The sequence below is a fragment of the Holzapfeliella floricola DSM 23037 = JCM 16512 genome, from assembly GCF_001436605.1.
GTDB classification, from domain to species: domain Bacteria; phylum Bacillota; class Bacilli; order Lactobacillales; family Lactobacillaceae; genus Holzapfeliella; species Holzapfeliella floricola.
In genome coordinates, this window is sequence record NZ_AYZL01000006.1 from 51309 (window position 1) to 73355 (window position 22047).

Below are 22047 nucleotides of genomic sequence, written 5' to 3' on the forward strand. Positions count from 1 at the left end.
TTCCTAATTTTTGCTTATAATGTCAGTAATAGGAGGAGTGTTTTTATGATTCAATTTAAAAAGAAAAAAAGCTTATTGCTTTTTGGAGCACTATTTTCAGTTACTTTATTGGTAGGTAATCAAAACAATTATACTGAAGCTGCCACATTCACGAAAGCTGAAAAGCAACAAGTTGAAAGCATTCAATCTCGTTACAATAATTTAGATAAAACACCGATTAACGCACAAACGCTTTATCAAGATGTTCCCAGTTTGATTGAGCCATTTCAACCAGGTAAACTACCTGATAGTTATATCTCAAACACAATTGCTTACATTAACTACTATCGTGACTTGTTTGGTTTGCCTGCCATCACTTCTTTGCCAGAAGAAAATAGTGATGCACAATTAACTGCTTCCATTATGGCAGCAGCTCAGGCAACACCTTTTAAAAATCAACATGGCTTACCTAATGCCACTAAACCTGATTTTGTTTCTGATGACGATTGGAAAATTGCACAGCAAGTTTCTAATTCATCAAACTTAAATTTCAACATCTATGATCAAAGTGCTGGTGATGTGATTACAGATTTAGTTCGTGATAACTACAACTTAACAGGCAATGATACTGGTCATCGTGCTTGGCTACTATCTTCTCGTATCAGTAAAACTGGTATTGGTGCTGCTTATGGTAGTAATGGTTTCCGTTATTTTGTACAACCTGTGATGTATGGTAATGATATCTTCAAACAACCTTCAAAAAGTACTGTTACTTATCCATCAAGCACATTATTCCCAATTGAAATGATTAATAGTCGAAATACCCCTTGGTCTATCTATCTATCTGATAAAGCTATTTTTAGTACACCTAAAATTACGGTTAAAGATGTTGATACTGGACAAGTTGTCGATGCTCAAAACGTGTCGAACTATAGTCAAGATCAATTTGGTAATTTTCACACAATTATCACATTTTCTCCCGGGGATTTGCCGTTAGTCTCAACTCATGAATATTACGTAGAAGTTGAAGGCGTTTACAGCTACAACTTTAAGTTATTTAATCAAGTTGCTGCCAACCAACCCGAAATCACTTTGACTGATGAAGAAGCGGTCAAAAAACCAACTTCAACCACGAATCCAACTACTACACCTGCACAAACAAAACCAACTGCACAAACACCTAAAGTTGAAATTTCACCTAATGAATTTCGAAAGAACTTAATGAAAAAAGCCGAGTTTATTCGCGATTCACTAGAGTCTCGTAATAATTTTCAATATTTAGTTTTTGGACGTTCTTACCAAGACGGGAATGATTTTTATAATTTGGGAGATGACCAATGGTTTAAGGATTTCTTTGAATTTTCAAATCCAGATATTAAAGCTGGTTTAATTGATATTTCTTCTAGAATGCTTGATCGTCAAGTCTACACAAGTCCTTATCCAAGTCAAAGAGAATCAACTTATCATTTCTTAAATATTGGCGAAACGCTCCCTTATGGCCAAACAATTACAGTTGGTCAAGAAGTTTGGTACTACTTAGGTCCCAAACAATGGGTTAAGCAAATCAGCCAATGATGGTAATTATACTTAGAAGGTATAATTATGTATCAAAATTCAAATCAAAAGGTCGCTGGAATTACTATCAGAAACTTTAACATGTAAACTTTTCAGCTCACGACTTGATGAGTTGAAAAGTTTTTATTTTAAAAACTACTTGCCTTGAAGTGAAATTCAAGGTTTAAAATGAATTCATCAACTAAATAACTAGTTTTGAAAAGAGGTGCTCAAAAATAACAATTGGAATACTAACAGTTATCGTGATTATTTCAAAATAGGCATGAACTGAGTTTTTTTATATTAAAGTCTTACGTAATGCAGTAATATCAATTAACCCTATCAATAGGTCAAATAAATTAGTTAATTCTTGTACTTAAGAAAAATGGGAGGTCAAAATATGTATCAAGATTTAAATCAAAAAGTTGCCGTTGTTACTGGTGGTTCAAAAGGAATTGGAACAGCTATCAGTCGCCGATTTGGTGAAGAAGGCATGAAAGTTGTTATTAATTACAACTCCGATCAAAAAGGCGCTCAAAAAGTTGTTGACTTAATCAAAAAACACGGTGGCGATGCCATTGCGATTCATGCTGATATTTCAACAGAGGACGGCGTTTCACATTTACTTGAAACAGCCGTATCAGAATTCGGTGGACTTGATGTTTGGGTAAATAACGCTGGTATGGAAAATAAACATGAAACCAAAAAATTAACACTCAAAGATTGGCAACGTGTTATCGATGTCAACTTAACCGGAACTTTCTTGGGAAGTCAAAAAGCACTTAACCACTTCTTAGATAAAGATAAACCTGGTAGCATCATCAACATTTCTAGCGTTCACGAACAAATTCCATGGCCTACTTTTGCTCACTATTCCGCAAGTAAAGGTGGCGTTAAGTTGCTTACACAAACTATGGCATCTGAATATGCTCGTCATCATATTCGGGTTAATAACATTGGCCCAGGTGCTATTAAAACGCCAATTAATGCTGAAAAGTTTGATGATCCAAAACAACTTGAAGAAACCACTAATATGATTCCGATGAAAGAAATCGGTGAACCTAAAGATGTTGCAGCAGCCGCTGCATGGCTGGCTTCAAATGAATCCAAATATGTAACTGGTATCACTTTATTCGTTGATGGTGGAATGACACTTTATCCTGCTTTCATGGATGGTAAAGGATAAAAAAAATAATCGCATACTAGTATGCGATTATTTTTTTTACCAAATTTTCCACCAAGGTTTTGATTTTTTTTGTGATGAAACCGCTTCTTTGACTTCTGTCACTTTATCTTTCAATGAATCGATTTTATCATCTTTTTGAGTTAACTCTGATTCTTTTTCATCTAGAGCTTCTTTTGTTTTTTCAAGCTCTGCTTTAGCTTGTTCAAGTTCTGCTTCAAGCTCTGTAACTTTTGATAAATCTTCAGATTCATCCTTCACTTCAGTATCTTGAGCTTCTTCTTTGGTAAGTAGCTCTTCTTTCTTTGAAGTTGGCTTAGCTTGTGCTTTTGGCTTAGCCTTTGATTTGGGTGAGTCAGAATTTGCAAAGTGTGCTGTAATTGATTCAACACCTTCATCTGAAATCACAAATTTGTTACCTACTTTTTCAACATATTGTTGTCTACTTTCATCTTTAAGTAGCTTATTGATTGTCGTTTTTGAAACGCCAAGTTCTTCTGAAAGTTCGCGAACTGTCTTTGACATGAAAACCCCTCCGTCGTGTATTTATCAATTATAATCGTACCATTTATATTATGATTTGTGTAATAAAATTTTGCGAAATTCGATTTTTATAATAAGGTTACTTAATTTATTTTGATTTCGAATAGTTAATTTGAAAAAAATAATTTCAAGAATGATAAAATAAGGTTAATTACTATTATGGAGGTATTTTATGATAATTGTTTGGTTCAAAAATGATTTAAGACTTAATGACAACACAGCTTTGATTGAAGCAATAAAAACCAATCAACCGATTATGTGTGTTTTTCAAATTAATAATCCGCAACTACTAGAAAATAGCAAGAGCCAAGATTACTTCTTTCAATCTGTTCAAGTATTCAATGATAATTTAATTCAAATTAATCAGCCTTTGCATTTTATTTATGGCGATACCGAAGATAGCTTTGATAAACTCCTTACTCAATTTCCTGAAACAAAAGCCATCTACACCAATATTTCTGAACGTGGATATGGTCTTGAACGTGATCATCTTATTCGAAAGGTTGCCCAAAATCATACCGTCGATTTTTATGGCTTTATGGACCACCATTTAATTGGTGCACATGAATTGCTTAAAAAAGATCAAACGCCTTTTAAAGTATTCACACCTTATTATAATCAATGGAAAAAACTAGCTAAACCAGCATTTCAAAAAGTAGATTTAGAGAAGTTTAAGCACTTAGTTATTCAAAGACAAGAGATTGATTTATTTAAAGAAGGAACTGCTAAATTAAAAGAACTGACTGAAAATATTGAGCAGTCTTTTAATACCAATTTAAAACAAGTTCGTGAATCTTATGATGAATTCATTGATAACCGCTTAGAGGATTATCCAAAAGACCGTGACTTTCCTTCTTTAAATGGCACAAGTGATTTATCAAAAGACCTCACAACTGGATTGATTTCTATTCGCGAAGTTTACTGGCGTCTTGTACAGCATGCACCCGAAAGTGATGCTAAACAAGCTTTTATTCGTCAACTCTGTTGGCGAGACTTTTACAATATGGTTTATGCTTATAATCCAGATGCAAAAAATTTAGAAATTAAATCAGAATATCGCAAAATTAATTGGCGCTATAGCGAAGAGGATTTCCAGAAATGGATAGATGGTGAAACTGGTTATCCACTTGTGGACGCTGCTATGAAACATTTTAAACAAACAGGTGAATTGCACAATCGTCTTAGAATGGTAGTTGCTTCGTTTTTGACTAAAGATTTACTGATTGATTGGCGTTGGGGCGAAAAATATTTCAGTGAACAGCTGATTGACTATGATTCAGCTTCAAACATTGGCGGTTGGCAATGGGCTTCTTCAACTGGTACAGATGCTGCACCTTATTTTAGAATTTTCAATCCTACAACACAAAGCGAACGCTTTGATCCAAAAGGTGACTTCATCCGTCAACACTTGCCCAATCTAGCAAATTTATCCAATAAAGATATCCACAAGCCTAATGATTCTCAACGTCAAACATTAGGATATCCACAGGAAATCGTTGATCACAAATTTGCACGACAACGTGCACTCGAAGCTTTTAAAGGTTAACTGTTAAAACGTTCAAATTTGAACGTTTTTTTTATTGACATTGTGTGAAGAAATCATTAAACTATTATTTCGTTAGCTAACTAACAAAAAGGAGGTATTACTTTGAAAAAAAATATGAGCCGTTTACTTAAAATTGCTTCAAATAATTTGACTAGAAGCTTTAACAACTTTGCTGTGCAGTACGATTTAACTAGCACTCAAATGTCAATTTTAGATTTTATTAGTCTTTCAAATGGTCCCGCTTTACAAAAAGAAATCGAACATGAGTTTGTGATTAAGAGATCAACTGCCACCAACTTATTAAAGTTAATGGAAAAAAAAGAACTGATATATCGTGTTGAAAATCCTGAGGATAGTCGTCAGAAGTTCATTTATCTCACATCTAAATCAAAAGAGCTGATTAATTCAATCAAAAACTATATGAAGTTAGAGCAAGATCAACTGTACGACACTTTTACAAAAGAAGAAATCGAAACATTTGAATCTATTTTAAATTATTATATTAATAAATAAGGAGGAATTTTCTTGGTATCTAAAATTCAACCCAAAACGCTTATGGCAGTCATCGCAACAGGTATTATGTCATTTTGTGGTGTTGTTGTTGAAACAGCTATGAATATTGCATTTCCTGCACTAATGACGGAATTTCAAGTTGGGACATCAACAGTACAATGGATGACAACTTCTTATCTTTTAACATTATCAATTATCGTTCCATTATCCGCAACACTGAAGAAGAGATTTACTAACAAAACGCTTTTTAGTTATGCTATTTTATTTTTTATTGTTGGTGTAGTGATTGATGCTATTGCACCAAACTTTATACTATTAATTCTGGGTCGGGTAATTCAAGGTATCGGAACGGGAATTGCACTTCCATTAATGTTCAATATTATATTAGAACAAGTGCCTAAAGAAAAAATAGGAATCATGATGGGAGTAGGATCACTTATTACCGCGATAGCACCTGCTGTCGGACCTACTTTTGGCGGATTAATCATTTCTAATCTTGGATGGCGCTACATTTTTATCATTTTAATTCCGGTTTTAGTCGTGACCTTTTTACTTGGTTTTATCTCTATTCAGCAAGCTAGTCAAACATCTAAAACTAATTTTGATTATCTAAGTCTTGCTTTTATTATGTTAACTTTTGTTGGATTGATTATTGGTTTAAGTAACATGGGTACACATTCTTTAATTAGTTTACCCGTTATTGGATTTTTAGCAGTCGGTTTACTAGGATTATTAGCATTAATTGTTCGTTCTAATAGAATTGATAATCCCGTTATTAACTTCACTATTTTGACAAACAAAAAATTCAGTATTCACTTATTTTCTTTCTTTGTTTTGCAATTTTTAACTTTATCTTTTTCTTTCATACTACCTAACTACATTCAACTTGTTAATAATAGCAATGCCACAGTTGCTGGTTTATTATTATTACCTGCCGCTTTAATGGGGGCAATACTATCGCCTTTTAGTGGATTAATATTAGATAAATTCGGTCCACAAAAACCCATAATATTAGGATCTTCATTAATTTTGATAGGTACTTTACTATTTTGGATATTTAGCTCAAATCTATCAAATCTGTTAATCACTATTTTCTACATTGTCTACATGATTGGATTAGGATTTGCATTTGGTAATATTATGACCAATAGTCTTAAACAACTTTCAAAAGAACAAAACGCTGACGGAAATGCGCTGCTAAACACATTGCAACAATTTGCTGGTGCAATGGGAACTGCCGTGATTTCAACAATTATCACGCAAACCCAACAAACCACTCACTCTTATGTAAATGGTGCGCATAATGCCATTATTTTATTAGTTATATTAAGTATTTTAGAAGTTGTTTTAATTTCAACAGCACTAAAAAAGAAGAAGCCTCATTAGGCCTCTTCTTTTTTTAGATACTTATATTCTTTGAATGACAATACAACACCTACGATGCGAATCACCCATCCGATAAAAGCTACAATGAAACCAGGTAACATCGACATTATGAATTGCGATAATTTTTGCTCATCGATAGCTTGTGAATTTTGTTGTAATTGTTTAAGTAATTTTTGATCGATGTGAACAGCTTGAAATAACACAAAAGCTAAAATTGTAAATACTGCCCCAACCAATAATACAATTGCGCCTCGTTTTTTGACTGCGTCTTTAGGTGATTTAGCAATAACGTAAACCGTTCCTAAAATTAAAATCGCAGTTGTAATAAAAAAGATGTTTGCAGCTGGGATAATTAATGAGACAATCCCCACAATAAACAGCCATAAATAAATTGATTTAAACTTTGACAAACTTTCCATGATAATTCCTCCATTAATATAGGTCCTTTCAACTGTAACATGTTAGAAAAAAAGAGTACCCAATTGTGGGTACTCTTTAAATTATCTTAAGCTTTTTTACGTGATTTTTGAGTGATGAAGTACATAATTGCTGAGAAGACAATAGCTGCACCTGCACTCAGTAATTGAACTGCTGAAGTTTGTGTTAACAAAATAAGAATTAGGATTGTTGCAAACCCAGCAATATATAAGCTTCCTTTTATATTAACAGGACGTTCAACGTCCTTTTTAGTGAAGTGAAACACCATTACAGAAAGTGTCGTTGGTAAGAAAATCACCAAGGAAATCACTGATGTTAATTGTGATAAGATTTCGAATCCACCAGATAAAGATAACAGCATAGATAATACATAAGTTACAATAATTGCTACCGCTGGTACATTTTTAGCATTTTTCTTAGCTAAGACTTTAGGAAGCATACCATTTTGCGCCATAGCGCCAACAGGTCTAGGTGCCCATAAAGCAACAGCCATTGCAGCTCCTGCCATTGAAACAACACTACCAACAGCCACGATTCCTGATCCAACTGGTCCTAGAATTCGACCAAAGGCAGCTTGAACCGGCACTGTATTTTGTGCAAGTTCTGTTCCTAAAATACCAATAGATACAGCTTGTAACAAAATGTAAAATGCTGAAACTAGTGCAATAATTGTCACTAAAGCACGTGGTAAATTACGTGTTGGATTCTTCATATCCGCAGCAATCAATGGTAATGATTCAAAACCACCGAATGCGAAGTAAATAAGTAAGATAGCTTGTGAAAAACTATCAAAACTAATCCCTTGAGGCGGTACAACTGGTGAATAATTGCCTTGTTTGATGAAGAAAACACCAATAACAATGAATAAAACTAATGGTAACAACTTAGCGATAGTCATAATATTGTTAATGTACTTCGCTAATGTTACACCTGACAAGTTAATAATGGCTAAAACTGCAAATATAGCAACAGTTAACACTTTTTGTGTGAATTCACCACTTAGAAATGATAATGAACCGCCCAAAATTTTAACTAAACCACTAATGATGGTGGCTAAAATCGTAATCTGTAACATACAATTTAATAATCCAACAATATACCCCACAAAATCACCGAAAGCTTCTTTTGCATATAAGTATGGACCACCATCTTCTTTAAATAATGACGCATTTTGAGCGATAGATAATGCTACTGTTAAAACAAGTACAGCAGCTAATAAAAAGGTTAATAGACTTGCAGTCCCCACCTTGGCATAAGCAGAATTGGGAATTAAATAAATCCCTGATCCAATAATTCCGTTAATTCCGATTAATACAATACTCCAAAAACCTAATTTATTCTTTTCTTTTTGTTCACTTTTTCCCATTATAAAACACTCCTATCGAAAATTAATTGACTGTTTGCTTAGTTATTATTTTGATAGTAGCGCCAATAATAATGAGTAAGTGCCATTCCTATTTTATTTTGTAAACTGTTTTGCAATTGATTTTTCATAACTACTGGCTCCTTTTAATGTATTTTTTGCTTGATTAATGGCTTAAGAACGCCAATACATCAAACAAAAAGGAACCGACATCAGGTGTCCTGTTTCCATAATGGTTTTATCCTTTCTCGTTACTATTTTTTGTAGCATATATAAAGTAAAATGGCACTGCTAAAATTAAAACGATAAGTACTCCGATAAACTGACTTAATGAAGCCTGTGTAAGTAATACAATACTGATTAAAGCTGCTAGGACTGCAATTGTTTTGCCACCTTTAACTTTAAATGTTCTTTCTTCTTTTTTAGTATATCTAAATACCACAAGCGCCAATGTTGTTGGAATAAATAACAAGAATGTAATGACTGAACTCACCTGTGAGAGATAAACAAAACTGCCACTAATAGAAATAAACATCGAAACAACTAAAGTTACAATAATTCCAATGTAAGGCATTTGTCGTTTATTTTCTTTGGACAAAAATTCAGGTAACATTTTGTTTTTTGAAAGTGCAATTGCTGGGCGTGGTGTCCAAAAGGCAGTTGCGACACTTGCTCCAGCACTGGCTACAATGGTCCCTGCAGCAACTACTATTCCACCAATAGGCCCAAGTATTCTTTGAAAGGCATCTTGTATTGGTACAACACTAGTTGCTAAATCTGGTCCTAAAATCCCAATAGAAACAACTTGAAGGGCAATATAGATAACTGAAATCAAAGAAATAGTTACGATTAAAGCTCTGGGTAAATTCTTTCTAGGATTTTCCATTTCACCAGCCACTAGTGGTAATGCTTCAAAGCCACCAAAAGCGTAGAAAATTAAGAAAACGGTTTGAGCAAAGTTAGAAGGTTCAAAAGATTGTGGTAGTGTAAGAGGTTGAAAATTTTGACCTTTTAAAAAGAAAATTCCGATACATAAGAATAAAAACAACGGAATTAATTTTGAAAAAGTCATCAAATTATTAACATATTTTGTTAATTTTAATCCTCTAACATTTAAAATAATCAAAACTAAAAATGTCATCATAATCGCGACAGTCTTAATCCATCCGCCAGCAAATACTGGTGATATTCCTGCCAGTGTCGTAATAAAACCGTTAACAACAGTCGCCAACACAAAAATTTGTGCTAACCAATTTAAAATTCCAACTTCATAACTTACGAAGTTTCCAAATGCTTCTTTTGTATAGAGATACGGACCGCCATCTTCTTTGAAAAGCGAAGCATTTTCCCCTATAACTAAAGCAATTAGTAAAACTAAAAATGAGGCGAACACAAAGGCTAGTAAACTAGCTGTCCCCATTGATTTATAGGCGTTATTGGGTAACAGAAAAATTCCTGATCCCATCACGCCATTAATTCCGAGTAGTACAATACTCCAAAAGCCAAGTTTGTTTTTATTTTGATTTGATTTCTTCATAGTAATAATCTCCCATTAATTTTTAGTAATTGAATTATTGATTAGCTAAAATTAATAAGATGTCGATGGTCATAAAGAAATTCTTGTACTTGGTGATATCTCATACATCTGCTCCTACTATTTAAAATCTGCGTTTTAAATGTTGGAATGATGTACTAAACAAAAAGGTATTGTCATTAATAATTTCAAATTGGTTTCTTTAATTAACAATCTCAACTTCCTCTCTGAAGTAATTACTAAGTAAAAGTTAGTTTCTTCTATAATATATGAAATAAAACGGAATTGCGACCACAAATGTTAAAATAAGTGAAATCCATTGAATAAAGGTGGTCTGTGTTAACAAAATAACACTAAAAATAATAACTAGGATAGGGATAATTAAGCCACCTTTAATTGTAAATGACCCTTTTCTTTCCTTGTGTTTAAATCTAAACACAATTAATGCTAATGTTGTTGGAATAAAAATAACAAACGTGATGACAGAGCTAATTTGTGATAAGAAAACAAAACTACCGCTTAATGAAACTAGAAGTGCGATAATCATTGATACGATAATACCATATTGTGGCATTTCAAATTTATTTTTCTTTGATAAAAACTGTGGCAACATTTTATTTTCTGACATTGCAACACCTGGTCTAGACATCCAAAAAGCACCTGCAACACAGGCCCCTGCACTTGCCACAACGGTACCGGCCGCAACAATTGCTCCCCCAAATGGTCCTGCAATTTTAGTAAAGGCATCTTGAACTGGGACGACACTGTTAGCTAAATCACTACCTAATATCCCAATTGAAACAATTTGTAATAGAACATAAATTAGTGACACCATTAAAATTGTTGTAACAATCGCACGAGGAAGATTTTTTCTTGGGTTTTTCATTTCCCCAGCAACAAGCGGAAGTGATTCAAAGCCACCAAAAGCATAAAAGATCAAAAAGATTGTTTGTGAAAAGTTATTAGGCTCCAAAACACCCTCAGCAATTAATGGCTGGTAGTGAGCACCGTTTAAGAAGAAAATACCTACAGCTAAGAAAAGTACCAATGGCACGAGTTTTGAAATTGTCAAAATATTATTAACGTTTCGATTGAGCTTCAATCCTCTGATATTCAAAAGCATTAATAATAAGAAGACAATAACGATTGTGATATTTTTAATAACTGTATCGTAAAAAATGGGGGAGACTCCTGATAGCGTTGTCACAAACCCATTCACAACTGTCGCAAAAGCAACAATCTGTGCAATCCAATTAATAACACCAATTTCATAACCTATAAAATCACCAAAAGCTTCTTTAGTATAAAGATATGGTCCACCATCATCATTAAACAATGAAGCGTTTTCAGCGATAACTAAAGCAATGAATAATGCTAAAATCATTGCACATAAAAAAGCAAGTATACTTGATGTTCCCATTGACTTATAAGCATTATTTGGTAGTAAAAATATTCCAGAACCAATAATTCCATTGATTCCTAATAATACAATACTCCAAAAGCCTAACTTATTTGACTCTTTATCCAAAATGAATCGCTCCTATTTTTTAACTGCTATTTTAAAATAGAAAAAATTTAAAAATAGCGTTATGATAAGTATGTTAGTGATTAAAATATGATTTTAATTACCCACAACCAATTAGTGTAATTTAAATTTAGCTACAGGTAAAGGAGTATTGAAAATAATGTTTTACTTTTTAACAGATTTTTGGTCATATAGCTTTTTTGAAGGTAGTCAAAGCGATTTAAGTATCATTATCCGCTTCGCCTTGATTATTATTGTTCTCGGATTTTTAGCATGGACTGCTTTTGATTATTTCAGGAATAAAGATTCAATGCGTAACCGTGACATTTTGATTGTATTAGTTATCTTCTCTGCTTTATTGGTACTTAATCAATATTCAAGTTTCCAACAAGCACATAACTCATTTAATAATTCAGCACAAGTTAAAACATTTCTTGATGCAGTTAAAGTTAATCAAAATACTGACACCGATAAAATATTTGTTAACCAAACCTCACTTTCTAGCGGTATGATTTTAAATATTGGTGGTAGTAATGGACGCTTTTATAAAGTACAGTTCAATAACGACAATGCCGTAAGCTCGTATGACTTAACGGAAACCAATTTAATTAACACAAAAGATATTAAATATATTAATTAACTAGGGGGAAAAGTAATGTTTAACTATGTTGATATTGGTCTTAAATTAATTTTAGCCTTCACAACTGTGATTATTCAAATTAACGTCTTTGGTAAAGGAAACTTGGCACCTAGTAATGCTGTTGATCAATTACAAAACTACGTTCTAGGGGGAGTTATCGGGGGGATGCTTTACAGCAAAGACGTTACTCTCCTTCAATTCTTTATTGTCTTGCTAGTTTGGTCTTTTATTGTATCATTTGTTAAGCTACTAACTAATCACAGTCGTTTCTTCAAACGTGCAATTGACGGTTCACCGGTAACAGTCATTAAAAATGGTCAAATCAATGTTGACGTTTTAAATAGCATTGGCTTATCTGCTCACGATTTATCTTTCAAACTACGTTCCACAGGTGCTTTTGATATTCGCAAAGTTAAACGTGGTGTAGTTGAACAAAATGGTCAATTGACAGTTACTCAGGTTGGCGATGAAACCATTAAATATCCTATTATTATGGACGGCCAAATTGATGAAGATGCGCTAGATGTCATCAACCGTGATGAAGATTGGTTAATGAGACAGCTTAAACTTAGAGGATATGAACTTAATCAAATCTATATGGCTAATTATCTCTCACACAAAATTGTTATCTTCCCTTACTCAGGTATTGGTGATGAAGATGATGAAAAAAGTGAACACGATGAAAAAGAAGCCGATGAAAAATTTAAGGCTGACGAAAAATAAAAAAGGTTTCTCGATATACTCGAGAAACCTTTTTTATTTTGTTAAAGTCGATTTAAATAACGCTAATGGCAGTGTTGAAATAACATACATAATAACTCCAACCAGAACAACATTAAACGATAGATATGAGGTATATTGAATAACTGTTGCCGCAAACTCCCCTATAAAATTTGAAAAATCAAAAAGTGATGAAACAATTGCTAAAATCATAAACAATATTGTCAATATTAAGCCCAGACTTGATACTACTGACAAAAACTCTTTGAGAGCTAACTTCCAAGTTAAATTTGACTTTCGCATTCTATTCAAAATAATCACTAGTAAAATAAGTGCAATTAATAAAATGCCAATAGCTACTATCCAAAACAATGTAACCGCATTGGACAACGTTGTTAATGCATCTAAATCAAATGCACTTAAAACTGCGTATTGCGATGTTTGATCATTTTCTTGTAATGCCACTTTGATTCGTTTGGCTTTTGTTGCGCTGCTATCATCAATAATATTTATCAACGTAGTTTTGATTTCAGATGAAATCTGCAAGCTGTTATTTCTAAAATTATGAATGCCAGACGTATAATCAATCATGTCGTTCATGACATCTTTTACCTGCTCTTCATTTAAAATTTTAGCTGACAGTTGATTTTGATCATTTGAAACAGCATTAGACAGTTTAACGAATTGTCGATTAATGTAGTTAGACATATGTGTTGAATCATTTAGATTTGACTTCATAAAACTTGGGTTTAGATAGGTAGCCATTAGTAAAATTGATAGTATAATCACCAAAATATCACTCACTAAAAAACCAGCTAAACTTTTTGGCTGAGTCTTTGCTGTTTTTTTAGCCGTTGATGTTACCCTTTTTGACCTCTTCAGTTCCTTTGTAGCCATTATTATGCACCTCAGACTTTTTATTTAATTCTCTTTTTAGATTATAACATATTCTATAAAATCCTATTAAAACCTAACACTTACTATTTACAAGTTGATTAAAATTGCCTACAATTAAAACAATTAAAATTTATATAGAGGTGTCCTTATGTCACAGTCAATCACTCATGTTCTTGATTTAATTAATCAAAGAACTAGTATTCGAAAATTTAAACCTATGTTACTTTCTGGTGACGATAAAAAGCAAATTACTAAGGCTAGTTTCAGTGCTCCAACGACTCAGTTTAGACAAGCTGGTTCAGTTATTGAAGTCTCAGATCCTAAAATCAAGCAACAACTAGCTGAAATTTGTGGCCAATCTTATGTTGCTAACAACGGTCTTTTGCTTGTTTTTATAGCAGACGAGTACCGTAATATTGCGATTGCTAAAGAACAAAATCAAGAACATTTTATGTACAAAAAACCTATTTCTCTTATTAATGCAATTGTTGATACTTCACTAATGGCACAAAATGCTAGCTTAGCTTCTGACAGCTTAAATATTGGTTCAGTATATTTGGGTAGTATTTTAAATGATACACAAAAAGTCATCGATTTGCTCAAACTTCCAAAATATACTTTTCCTCTATTTGCTATGGCGTTTGGTTATCCTGATGATAAGCCAGACATTAAACCAAAACTGGATGATACTAACCGCCTATTTGAAAACAGCTACGACACAAATCACATCAATTCCATCAATTTTGACACCTATGATAAAAAAGTTAAAGATTATTACGATAGTCGTGACTCCCATAATCGAAATGACTCTTTCATTACACAAATAGCTCAAGGGGGTCACTTAATACAAGGAAAAAGATTAGATATTGCCAAAATACTTAGTAATCAAGGTTTTGACTGGCAATAAAAAAGACGACAATTGTCGTCTTTTTTATTGTTTAAAAGTTTGTACACGAGATGAATGACTCGATAACCACCATTGTGCTACTTCTTGTGGATTTTCACCATTTCTAATTCTCAACATGACTTGGCTAATATCTTGTTCATCCCATTTGAAGTTTTTAAGTAGTCTATATGCTTCTGGATAGTCATCTTTCAACCCTTGTCGTGCAATTGTGTTGATTTTTTCAGATTCACCCATTATTTTTTTAGGATCTTGCAAAATTTTCAAGTGATACTTTGCAAATATCCAATGTGGTGACCAACCAGTTACAACAACATCTTGATGATTCTTAACAGCTTGACCTAAAACGACTGCCATCGCACCTGATGAAGATGTACTAACTTGCCAACCTTTTAAATTAGTATATTCTTTTGTGGCATTTTGTGCGTAATCAACTATCGATTCAGAGGGTTCAATTCCTGTAATCGTTTTGTTTGCTTCGTTTTTTAAATCTTCAATAGAATTGGCCTTCATATAATCAGGCACCACCAACCCTACTTGAGCCTTATCATAATTAACACCTAGTAAATCGAGTTGATTTTTATACTCAGCGTACTCATTCTTGTGAGTTGTTGGTAACCAGGCACACAACATCGCATCTGCCTGTTTAGTGGCTACTGACTTCCACATAATTGAATCATCTAATGGCATAATATCAACATCGTACCCTGCTTGACGTAACAATTCACCTGCAACATTGGTTGTAGCTACTGCATCATCCCATTCGACATAGACTAACTTAATATGTCCTTTGGAATGGTTGCCTGAGGTCGTAGCGGCTTGCACAACACCCCCAGTTACTGTCAGTAAAATTAAGGCTACAGCGGCTATAATATGAACTTTATGTTGATGCTTTCTACTTTGAGCATCTATCAATTTTCGATGTGCAACATGGCGGTTTATATTATGAGCAAATCGATCAATAATAATAGCCATAATAACAAGTGCCAGACCGTTTACAAAACCGTGTCCGACTTGGGCACGTTGGACCGCAGATAAAACGCCACGACCAAGGCCAGGAGCACCAATCATTGATGCAATAACGACCATTGATAATGACATCATAATGGTTTGGTTGGCCCCTTCTAAAATCGTATTACGCGCATAAGGCAAATCAAGCTTAAATAATCTCTGCGTATCTGTTGAACCAAATGAAGCAGAAGTTTCAACTAAAGACTTCGGTACTTGATGAATACCTAAATTCGTCATTCTAACAACCGGTGGCAAAGCAAAAATCACTGATGATACAACACCTGGCATAACTCCTATTCCAAAAAAAGCAACAGCAGGAATTAAATAAACAAATCCCGGCATCGTTTGCATAAAGTCAAGAAAGGGTGTGATTATCTTTGAAGCAGTTTGACTTTTAGCATCTAATATTCCCAAAGGAACCCCGATAATTAGTGCAATTAAACTTGAAACCATCACTAATGTTAATGTGCTCATTAAATCATTCCACAAGTGTTGATTGTAGATAAATAATAATCCTAAAAAACTAAAAATTGTTAATCCTAGTTTTTTGCCTGAAATATAATACGCTGTCACAACGATGAGTAACATTAACACAAACGGATTAATCCAAATTAAAAAGTCGCTAATCCAGTCGATACCCCCTTGTCCAATTGTTTGAATAACATTAAACAGTTGCGCAAATGTTTGTGTAAACCATTGCACAAATCCGTCAATCCATTCAGCTATCGGCAGCCGGGGGACGTCTATGTTAGCAGTCATTTTTTCTTTTTCCTCCTAGTAATTTTAAACATAATCAATTTATGCCTTCATTGTAACAATAATTTTAAAAATATCACGTATTAATTTAAATTTACCTAAAACAAAATATAAATAAAAACACTAGCTATGAGCTAGTGTTTTTGTTTGGGACTTAATTAAGCATTTTTCCATGAATTAACTTTGTCTTGATGACTAGCAATCCAATCTTGCGCAGCTTTTTCTGGTTTTTCACCATTACTGATTGCAAGCATTACACTGTTAATATCTTCGTTACTCCATTTGAAGTTTTTAATTACTTTGTAAACTTCAGGTTTATCTTCTTTAAGACCTTGGCGTGCAACTGAGTTGATTGATTCAGCAGCACCCATTGTACCTTTTGGATCTTCTAAGAACTTAAGATCGTATTTAGCGAACATCCAGTGTGGTGCCCAACCAGTTACAACGATTTCTTGTTTGTTCTTGTATGCTTTATCTAAAGCAGTTGCCATAGCACCTGATGAAGATGGTAGCACTTGCCATGATTTTAAGTTGTCGTATTCTTTAGCAGTTTTTTCAGCAGCTGACATAACACCAGCACCAGCATCGATACCTGTGATTGTTTTCTTAGCTTGATCTGAAAGATCTGAAATTGAGTTCACGTTTTCCATGTATTTAGGAACAACTAATCCAAGTTTTGCACCTTCTAGATTAGCACCCAATAGATCTACTTTATCTTTATATTTATTGTATTGTGCTTCATGAGTACTTGGCAACCAAGCTGATACCATTGCATCTGCTTGTTTGTTAGCAACTGATTGCCACATAATAGCATTGTCAAGTGGAGTTAATTCAACACTATACCCCATGTCTTTTAAAACTTGACCTAAAACGTTTGTTGAAGCAACTTCACTATCCCACTCAACGTAAGACAATTTAACTGTTTTAGATGAGTTTGATTTATTATCACTTGAATTGTTACTGCTGTTGTTTGATGAACATGCAGTAACGGCTACTGCAGCAACGGCTACAAAAGCTGTTAATAAAATCTTTTTCATTAGTTTCATTAAAATTTCCTCCTTGATATTTTTTGAAAATCAACAATTCCATTCTAGCAACTTTTGAACTTTTTTCAAAGAAAATTTGAATTTTTTAAGAATCATTTCATCTTACAATCAAGATTGTTTCCAGCTTGCTACTTTCTCTGGATTTTTCTCAATCCACTCTCTAGCTGCTTTTTTAGGGTCAACATTATCACTTAGTTTAACCATGATTTCATTAATATCAGGTAAATCCCATTTGAAATTTTGTAGAACTTTAAAAGCTTCTGGTTTGTCTTCTTTTAATCCTTTTCGAGCAATCGTTGTGATTGTTTCTGGAGCACTTATTGTTCCTTGTGGATCATCTAAAACCTTAATATCATACTTGTTAAATGACCAATGCGGCATCCATCCTGTAATAATTATTTCTTCTTTGTTCTTGATAGCCTTGTCTAAAGCAGAAAACATAGCTCCTGAAGACGAAGGCATTAATTTGAATCCTTTTAAATTAGGATATCTTTTTAATGTTTTTTCAGCATTAGCAGTAATTCCTGCTCCAGGTTCCATCCCAGTAATTGTTTTGTTAGCTTCATTTTTTAAATCGGCTATTGAGTTAACTGACATATATGATGGAACGATAAATCCTGCTTTTGCACCATCTACCAAACTTTCACCTATGATATCCACATTATTTTTGTAACGCTTATATTCCGGACCATTGGTTGTGGGCAACCATGCCGTTACCATAGCATCAGCGCTACCATCAGCTACTGACTTCCACATAAAAATGTTGTCTAAAGGTACCATCTCAACTTGGTATCCCATGTCTTGTAAAACCTCACCAACCACAAATGTTGATGAAATAGCATCATCCCATTCTTTGTAAGCTAACCTTATCTTATTTGAAGATGGCTGTGTATCTTGTACTTGGCTGGTTTTTTTAGAAGAGCATGCAGTTATACTCAATCCAACTAACAATAGTGACAACATGATGCTAATTTTCCTAGCAAATTTCATTTAAATATTTTTCCTCCAACTTATCTCGGCAATAAAAAATGCGCTATCCGGTTGATAGCGCATTCCTTCATTATACTATAATTATGAATTTTTCCAACTGTTAACTTTATCTTGATTTTTCGCAATCCAGTCTTTAGCAGCTTGATTGGCTTTTTTTCCATTATTCATATCAAACATAACATCGCCAATATCTTTCATATCCCACTTAAAGTTTTTTAAAACTTTGTAAACTTCTGGTTTGTCATTTTTCAATCCTTGACGTGCAACAGTATTAATTGTTTCTGGTGAGCTAATAACTTGTTTAGGGTCATTTAGGAATTTAAGATCGTACTTTGTAAACATCCAATGTGGTGCCCATCCTGTAATTACAATTTCATCTTTGTTTTTGTATGCCTTATCTAGTGAAGCTGTCATTGCTCCAGTTGATGAAGACATTAAATTCCAACCACTTAAATTAGAATACTGACTCATTGCTTTTTCAGCATTTGTCATTATACCAGCACCAGGTTCTATTCCTGTAATTGTTTTTTTAGCTTGGTTAGATAAATCTTCAACAGAATTAACATTCATATAAGACGGAACAACTAAACCTGATTGAGCACCTGTTAAATTAGCTCCTAAGACATCAATTTGATTTTTGTATTTATCATACTGTGGACCGTGTGTTAGTGGCAACCAGGCTGATACCATTGCATCTGCCTGCTTATTGGCGACTGATTGCCATACAATCGCATTATCCAATGGGGTCATTTCTACTGTGTATCCCATTTGTTTCAAGACCTCAGCTACTAGATTAGTAGATGAGACTGAATCATCCCATTCCATGTAAGCTAATTTCACAGTTTTTGAATTATCTTCTGATGATTTACTGCTATTTGCTGAACAGGCTGATAAAGGCATGATAATCGCTAACATTAATACGGCTAATATACCTTTTTTCAATTTACTCATAATTACTTTTGTCCTCCAAATTTAATTGCTTTACGCATTATATGTACAAAAAAATGTGCTCTCTAAAGAAACCAGAGAGCACATTTTTATTTATTATTAAAATGTCAAAATGTTGATTCAAAGAGTTGATAAGAAGAAATAATTTATGCTCTCAAATAAAGTAATAAATTCAATTCTTTTTTCTCTTCTCAATAAATTAACATGTTTCAATAATAGCTATCCCATCACAGCTTGAACAATTGCACTAACTACGATTACAACAATTGATCCAATTAAAACACCGCGACGAACTTTCATTTGTTTTAGTTTTGCGTCTTTGTCAATAGCTTTTGATTCTGCTGACATTAGACGGTTAATGTTTTGTGTGTAACGGTCAATAATAATAGCCAAGATAACTAATGAGATACCGTTAACAAAACCAGTCCCAACTTGAGCTCTTTGTACAGCAGATAAAACACCACGTCCAAGACCAGGCGCACCAATCATTGATGACATAACAACCATTGAAAGTGATAACATAATTGTTTGGTTAATACCAGCCATGATTGTGTTTTTAGCAAGTGGTAAATCTAGTTTAAATAAACGTTGGCTACCTGTTGAACCAAATGATTCAGCAGCTTCAACAAGTTCTTCAGGAACTTGGCGAATACCTAAGTTTGTCATTCTAACTGTTGGTGGTAACGCAAAGATAACTGATGAGAATACACCAGGTACAACTCCGATACCAAAGAATGCAACAGCAGGAATCAAGTAAACGAAACCTGGCATTGTTTGCATAAAGTCAAGAATTGGTGTAATAACTGCTTGTGCACGATCACTTTTTGATGACCAAATACCAAGAGGAACACCAATAACAACAGAAACCAAACTTGAAATAAGTACCAATGTAAATGTACTCATTAAATCTGACCACAAGTCTTGGTTCAACACGAATAGTAATCCGATTAAACTAAAGGTAGCTAATCCTAGCTTACGTCCTGAAATAAAGAACGCACCAATCACTACGATAGCAATCATTACAAAAGGATTAATCCATGTTAAGTAATTGGTCATCCAATCCATTAAGCCTTGACCTACTGTTTGAATGAAACCAAATAGGCCAGATAGTGTATTAGTTAACCAGTTCGTAATTGATTCAACCCAGTCAGCAACTGGAAGTTGTTGAAGTAACATATTAGGTAACATTATTTATCCCCCTTTTCAGGTTGAACATCTACAATATCGTTAGTATCGATACTTTCAGCATCTTCATCAGCTAATGCTTCAATCACGCTACCACGAATAACAACACCTAAAACTTTTCCGTTTTCTGTTACAGCAACCGGTGTTTTAGCATCGTAAATGATATTGAAGATATCGTTTACAGTTGTATCTTTTGCAATTGTTGGAATTGAAGTATCTAAGTAATCTACTAAATCTTTTCCAGTATTTTTAGCATCACGAGCAGCTTCAGCAGTGATAACACCTTGTAACTTACGTTCACGATCAACCGCAAGCAACATTGAAATTTTATCATGCTTCATACGACGTAATGCAATATTTGGACCTTCTGCTTGAATATTTAGCAATGAAGCCGGTTCCATAATGTTTTGAGCTGTTAACACACGTGAGTAATCAACATCTTGAACGAATGTTTTAACGTAATCGTTGGCAGGAGTTGTTAGAATTTCTTCCCCTGTACCAATTTGTTGGATTTGACCATCACGCATAATTGTAATTCTGTCACCCAAACGAAGTGCTTCGTTTAAATCGTGAGTGATGAAGATAATTGTTTTTTGTAGTTTTTGTTGTAACTCTAACAATTCATCTTGCATTTCTTTACGAATCAATGGATCAAGAGCTGAGAATGCTTCGTCCATTAATAAAACTTCTGGATCATTTGCAAGTGCACGAGCTAAACCAACACGTTGTTGCATACCACCTGATAATTGACTAGGTAGCTGATCTTTAAAGTCATATAAATGTAAGTTTTTAAGTGCTTCTCCGGCACGTTTGTTACGTTCTTCTTTTTCAACACCACGAATTTCTAATCCGTAAGCTGTATTTTCTAGAATAGTACGATTTGGGAAAAGACCAAAGTTTTGGAAAACCATACTCATTTTAGTACGGCGAATTTCACGTAACTTATCTTTGTCTACTTTAGCAATATCATCGCCGTCTACCATAACAGAACCATCTGTTGGTTCAATTAAACGGTTAATTAAACGAATCAATGTTGATTTACCAGATCCTGAAAGACCCATGATAACGAAGATTTCGCCCTTTTCAACTTTGAAACTTGCATCATAAACCCCTACAGTGGAGCCGGTTTTACGCAAGATTTCATTTTTACTCTTTTTATCTTTAACCATTTCTAGAGCGGCTTTAGTTTTTCTACCAAAGACTTTTGTTAAATTTTTAACTTCTACTACTGGCATGGTTACCTCCATAAATTTTGTTAAGATGATTAACAGACTATAACATATAATCATAAAAAGGCACTTTTTGTCAAGATTACTACTAATATGTTTGAGTGTTTTTCATCTTATATTAATTTGGAATCATTTTTAATTACTACAACTTCCGGCA

At 33.7% G+C, this 22047-nt stretch carries 17 protein-coding genes and 3 pseudogenes; 8 read left to right on the forward strand and 12 right to left on the reverse strand.

What is annotated here, in order from left to right; translation table 11 throughout:
* The first annotated feature begins 45 nt into the window (after positions 1-45).
* Together FC86_RS00435 and FC86_RS00440 are read left to right on the forward strand one after the other, a co-directional pair.
* A complete protein-coding gene (locus FC86_RS00435) occupies positions 46-1554 on the forward strand; it encodes a CAP domain-containing protein (RefSeq protein ID WP_056974063.1) in 1509 nt (502 codons plus the stop codon).
* A 379-nt stretch (positions 1555-1933) separates the two neighbouring features.
* Complete coding sequence (locus tag FC86_RS00440) at positions 1934-2719, forward strand: glucose-1-dehydrogenase (RefSeq protein ID WP_056974064.1); 786 nt, start codon at positions 1934-1936, stop codon at positions 2717-2719.
* A 36-nt stretch (positions 2720-2755) separates the two neighbouring features.
* Here FC86_RS00440 and FC86_RS00445 read toward each other — a convergent pair whose 3' ends face one another.
* Positions 2756-3241: a hypothetical protein gene (locus FC86_RS00445; RefSeq protein ID WP_056974065.1), complete on the reverse strand. Its 486-nt coding sequence runs from the start codon at positions 3239-3241 to the stop codon at positions 2756-2758.
* A 190-nt stretch (positions 3242-3431) separates the two neighbouring features.
* On the opposite strand from FC86_RS00445, the gene FC86_RS00450 reads away from it, so the two are divergent.
* The 3 genes from FC86_RS00450 to FC86_RS00460 all read left to right on the forward strand — a co-directional run bounded on the left by FC86_RS00450 (position 3432) and on the right by FC86_RS00460 (position 6704).
* Positions 3432-4805, forward strand: a complete 1374-nt coding sequence (locus FC86_RS00450; RefSeq protein ID WP_056974066.1) for a cryptochrome/photolyase family protein — start codon at positions 3432-3434, stop codon at positions 4803-4805.
* 102 nt (positions 4806-4907) lie between these two features.
* Positions 4908-5318 carry a MarR family winged helix-turn-helix transcriptional regulator gene (locus FC86_RS00455; RefSeq protein ID WP_056974067.1) on the forward strand — a complete coding sequence of 137 codons (411 nt, stop codon included), beginning with the start codon at positions 4908-4910 and terminating at the stop codon, positions 5316-5318.
* Positions 5319-5360: 42 nt separating this feature from the next.
* Complete coding sequence (locus FC86_RS00460; protein WP_056974194.1) at positions 5361-6704, forward strand: DHA2 family efflux MFS transporter permease subunit; 1344 nt, start codon at positions 5361-5363, stop codon at positions 6702-6704.
* Here FC86_RS00460 and FC86_RS00465 read toward each other — a convergent pair.
* The 4 genes from FC86_RS00465 to FC86_RS00480 all read right to left on the reverse strand — a co-directional run bounded on the left by FC86_RS00465 (position 6701) and on the right by FC86_RS00480 (position 11567).
* Positions 6701-7123, reverse strand: coding sequence for a hypothetical protein (locus tag FC86_RS00465; RefSeq protein WP_056974068.1), 423 nt, complete (start codon positions 7121-7123; stop codon positions 6701-6703). The two genes, FC86_RS00460 and FC86_RS00465, sit on opposite strands and share 4 nt — an antisense overlap.
* 86 nt (positions 7124-7209) lie before the next feature.
* Positions 7210-8508, reverse strand: a complete 1299-nt coding sequence (locus tag FC86_RS00470; protein ID WP_056974069.1) for an APC family permease — start codon at positions 8506-8508, stop codon at positions 7210-7212.
* A 235-nt stretch (positions 8509-8743) separates the two neighbouring features.
* Positions 8744-10042 carry an APC family permease gene (locus tag FC86_RS00475; protein ID WP_056974070.1) on the reverse strand — a complete coding sequence of 433 codons (1299 nt, stop codon included), beginning with the start codon at positions 10040-10042 and terminating at the stop codon, positions 8744-8746.
* Positions 10043-10289: 247 nt separating this feature from the next.
* Positions 10290-11567, reverse strand: coding sequence for an APC family permease (locus FC86_RS00480; RefSeq protein ID WP_056974071.1), 1278 nt, complete (start codon positions 11565-11567; stop codon positions 10290-10292).
* Between the two features lie 157 nt (positions 11568-11724).
* Between FC86_RS00480 and FC86_RS00485 the strand changes: the two genes are divergently transcribed.
* Complete coding sequence (locus tag FC86_RS00485; RefSeq protein ID WP_056974072.1) at positions 11725-12204, forward strand: DUF3290 family protein; 480 nt, start codon at positions 11725-11727, stop codon at positions 12202-12204.
* A gap of 15 nt (positions 12205-12219) precedes the next feature.
* The gene (locus FC86_RS00490) at positions 12220-12927 is read left to right on the forward strand and encodes a DUF421 domain-containing protein (RefSeq protein ID WP_082618800.1); all 708 of its coding nucleotides are present in this window, start codon (positions 12220-12222) and stop codon (positions 12925-12927) included.
* 33 nt (positions 12928-12960) lie between these two features.
* Here FC86_RS00490 and FC86_RS00495 read toward each other — a convergent pair whose 3' ends face one another.
* Complete coding sequence (locus tag FC86_RS00495) at positions 12961-13821, reverse strand: hypothetical protein (protein WP_056974073.1); 861 nt, start codon at positions 13819-13821, stop codon at positions 12961-12963.
* 148 nt (positions 13822-13969) lie between these two features.
* On the opposite strand from FC86_RS00495, the gene FC86_RS00500 reads away from it, so the two are divergent.
* Positions 13970-14728 (forward strand): nitroreductase family protein, encoded by a 759-nt coding sequence (locus FC86_RS00500; protein WP_056974074.1) that lies wholly within the window; start codon positions 13970-13972, stop codon positions 14726-14728.
* 24 nt (positions 14729-14752) lie between these two features.
* On the opposite strand, the gene FC86_RS00505 is transcribed toward FC86_RS00500, so the two are convergent.
* From FC86_RS00505 to FC86_RS00530, 6 genes and pseudogenes are all read right to left on the reverse strand, one after another.
* Positions 14753-16495 carry an ABC transporter permease/substrate binding protein gene (locus FC86_RS00505; RefSeq protein ID WP_056974075.1) on the reverse strand — a complete coding sequence of 581 codons (1743 nt, stop codon included), beginning with the start codon at positions 16493-16495 and terminating at the stop codon, positions 14753-14755.
* A gap of 155 nt (positions 16496-16650) precedes the next feature.
* Positions 16651-17526, reverse strand: a pseudogene (locus tag FC86_RS00510) (glycine betaine ABC transporter substrate-binding protein); the annotation flags it as partial.
* Positions 17527-17646: 120 nt separating this feature from the next.
* On the reverse strand, positions 17647-18528 hold the full coding sequence (locus tag FC86_RS00515; protein ID WP_056974076.1) for a glycine betaine ABC transporter substrate-binding protein: 882 nt from the start codon (positions 18526-18528) through the stop codon (positions 17647-17649).
* Between the two features lie 81 nt (positions 18529-18609).
* Positions 18610-19398, reverse strand: a pseudogene (locus FC86_RS00520) (glycine betaine ABC transporter substrate-binding protein); the annotation flags it as partial.
* A gap of 318 nt (positions 19399-19716) precedes the next feature.
* Positions 19717-20664: pseudogene (locus FC86_RS00525) on the reverse strand (ABC transporter permease); the annotation flags it as partial.
* Entirely contained in the window at positions 20664-21896 is a 1233-nt protein-coding gene (locus FC86_RS00530; RefSeq protein WP_056974077.1) for a quaternary amine ABC transporter ATP-binding protein, read from the reverse strand. The pseudogene FC86_RS00525 and the gene FC86_RS00530, both read right to left, overlap by 1 nt.
* Between the last annotated feature and the right edge of the window lie 151 nt (positions 21897-22047).

Bases quoted from the DNA above. Each gene is read 5' to 3' on its own strand.
- FC86_RS00435 (WP_056974063.1), top strand. From the start codon at position 46: ATGATTCAATTTAAAAAGAAAAAAAGCTTATTGCTTTTTGGAGCACTA.
- FC86_RS00440 (WP_056974064.1), top strand. From the start codon at position 1,934: ATGTATCAAGATTTAAATCAAAAAGTTGCCGTTGTTACTGGTGGTTCA.
- FC86_RS00445 (WP_056974065.1), bottom strand. From the start codon at position 3,241: ATGTCAAAGACAGTTCGCGAACTTTCAGAAGAACTTGGCGTTTCAAAA.
- FC86_RS00450 (WP_056974066.1), top strand. From the start codon at position 3,432: ATGATAATTGTTTGGTTCAAAAATGATTTAAGACTTAATGACAACACA.
- FC86_RS00460 (WP_056974194.1), top strand. From the start codon at position 5,361: ATGGCAGTCATCGCAACAGGTATTATGTCATTTTGTGGTGTTGTTGTT.
- FC86_RS00465 (WP_056974068.1), bottom strand. From the start codon at position 7,123: ATGGAAAGTTTGTCAAAGTTTAAATCAATTTATTTATGGCTGTTTATT.
- FC86_RS00470 (WP_056974069.1), bottom strand. From the start codon at position 8,508: ATGGGAAAAAGTGAACAAAAAGAAAAGAATAAATTAGGTTTTTGGAGT.
- FC86_RS00475 (WP_056974070.1), bottom strand. From the start codon at position 10,042: ATGAAGAAATCAAATCAAAATAAAAACAAACTTGGCTTTTGGAGTATT.
- FC86_RS00485 (WP_056974072.1), top strand. From the start codon at position 11,725: ATGTTTTACTTTTTAACAGATTTTTGGTCATATAGCTTTTTTGAAGGT.
- FC86_RS00490 (WP_082618800.1), top strand. From the start codon at position 12,220: ATGTTTAACTATGTTGATATTGGTCTTAAATTAATTTTAGCCTTCACA.
- FC86_RS00495 (WP_056974073.1), bottom strand. From the start codon at position 13,821: ATGGCTACAAAGGAACTGAAGAGGTCAAAAAGGGTAACATCAACGGCT.
- FC86_RS00500 (WP_056974074.1), top strand. From the start codon at position 13,970: ATGTCACAGTCAATCACTCATGTTCTTGATTTAATTAATCAAAGAACT.
- FC86_RS00505 (WP_056974075.1), bottom strand. From the start codon at position 16,495: ATGACTGCTAACATAGACGTCCCCCGGCTGCCGATAGCTGAATGGATT.
- FC86_RS00515 (WP_056974076.1), bottom strand. From the start codon at position 18,528: ATGAAATTTGCTAGGAAAATTAGCATCATGTTGTCACTATTGTTAGTT.
- FC86_RS00530 (WP_056974077.1), bottom strand. From the start codon at position 21,896: ATGCCAGTAGTAGAAGTTAAAAATTTAACAAAAGTCTTTGGTAGAAAA.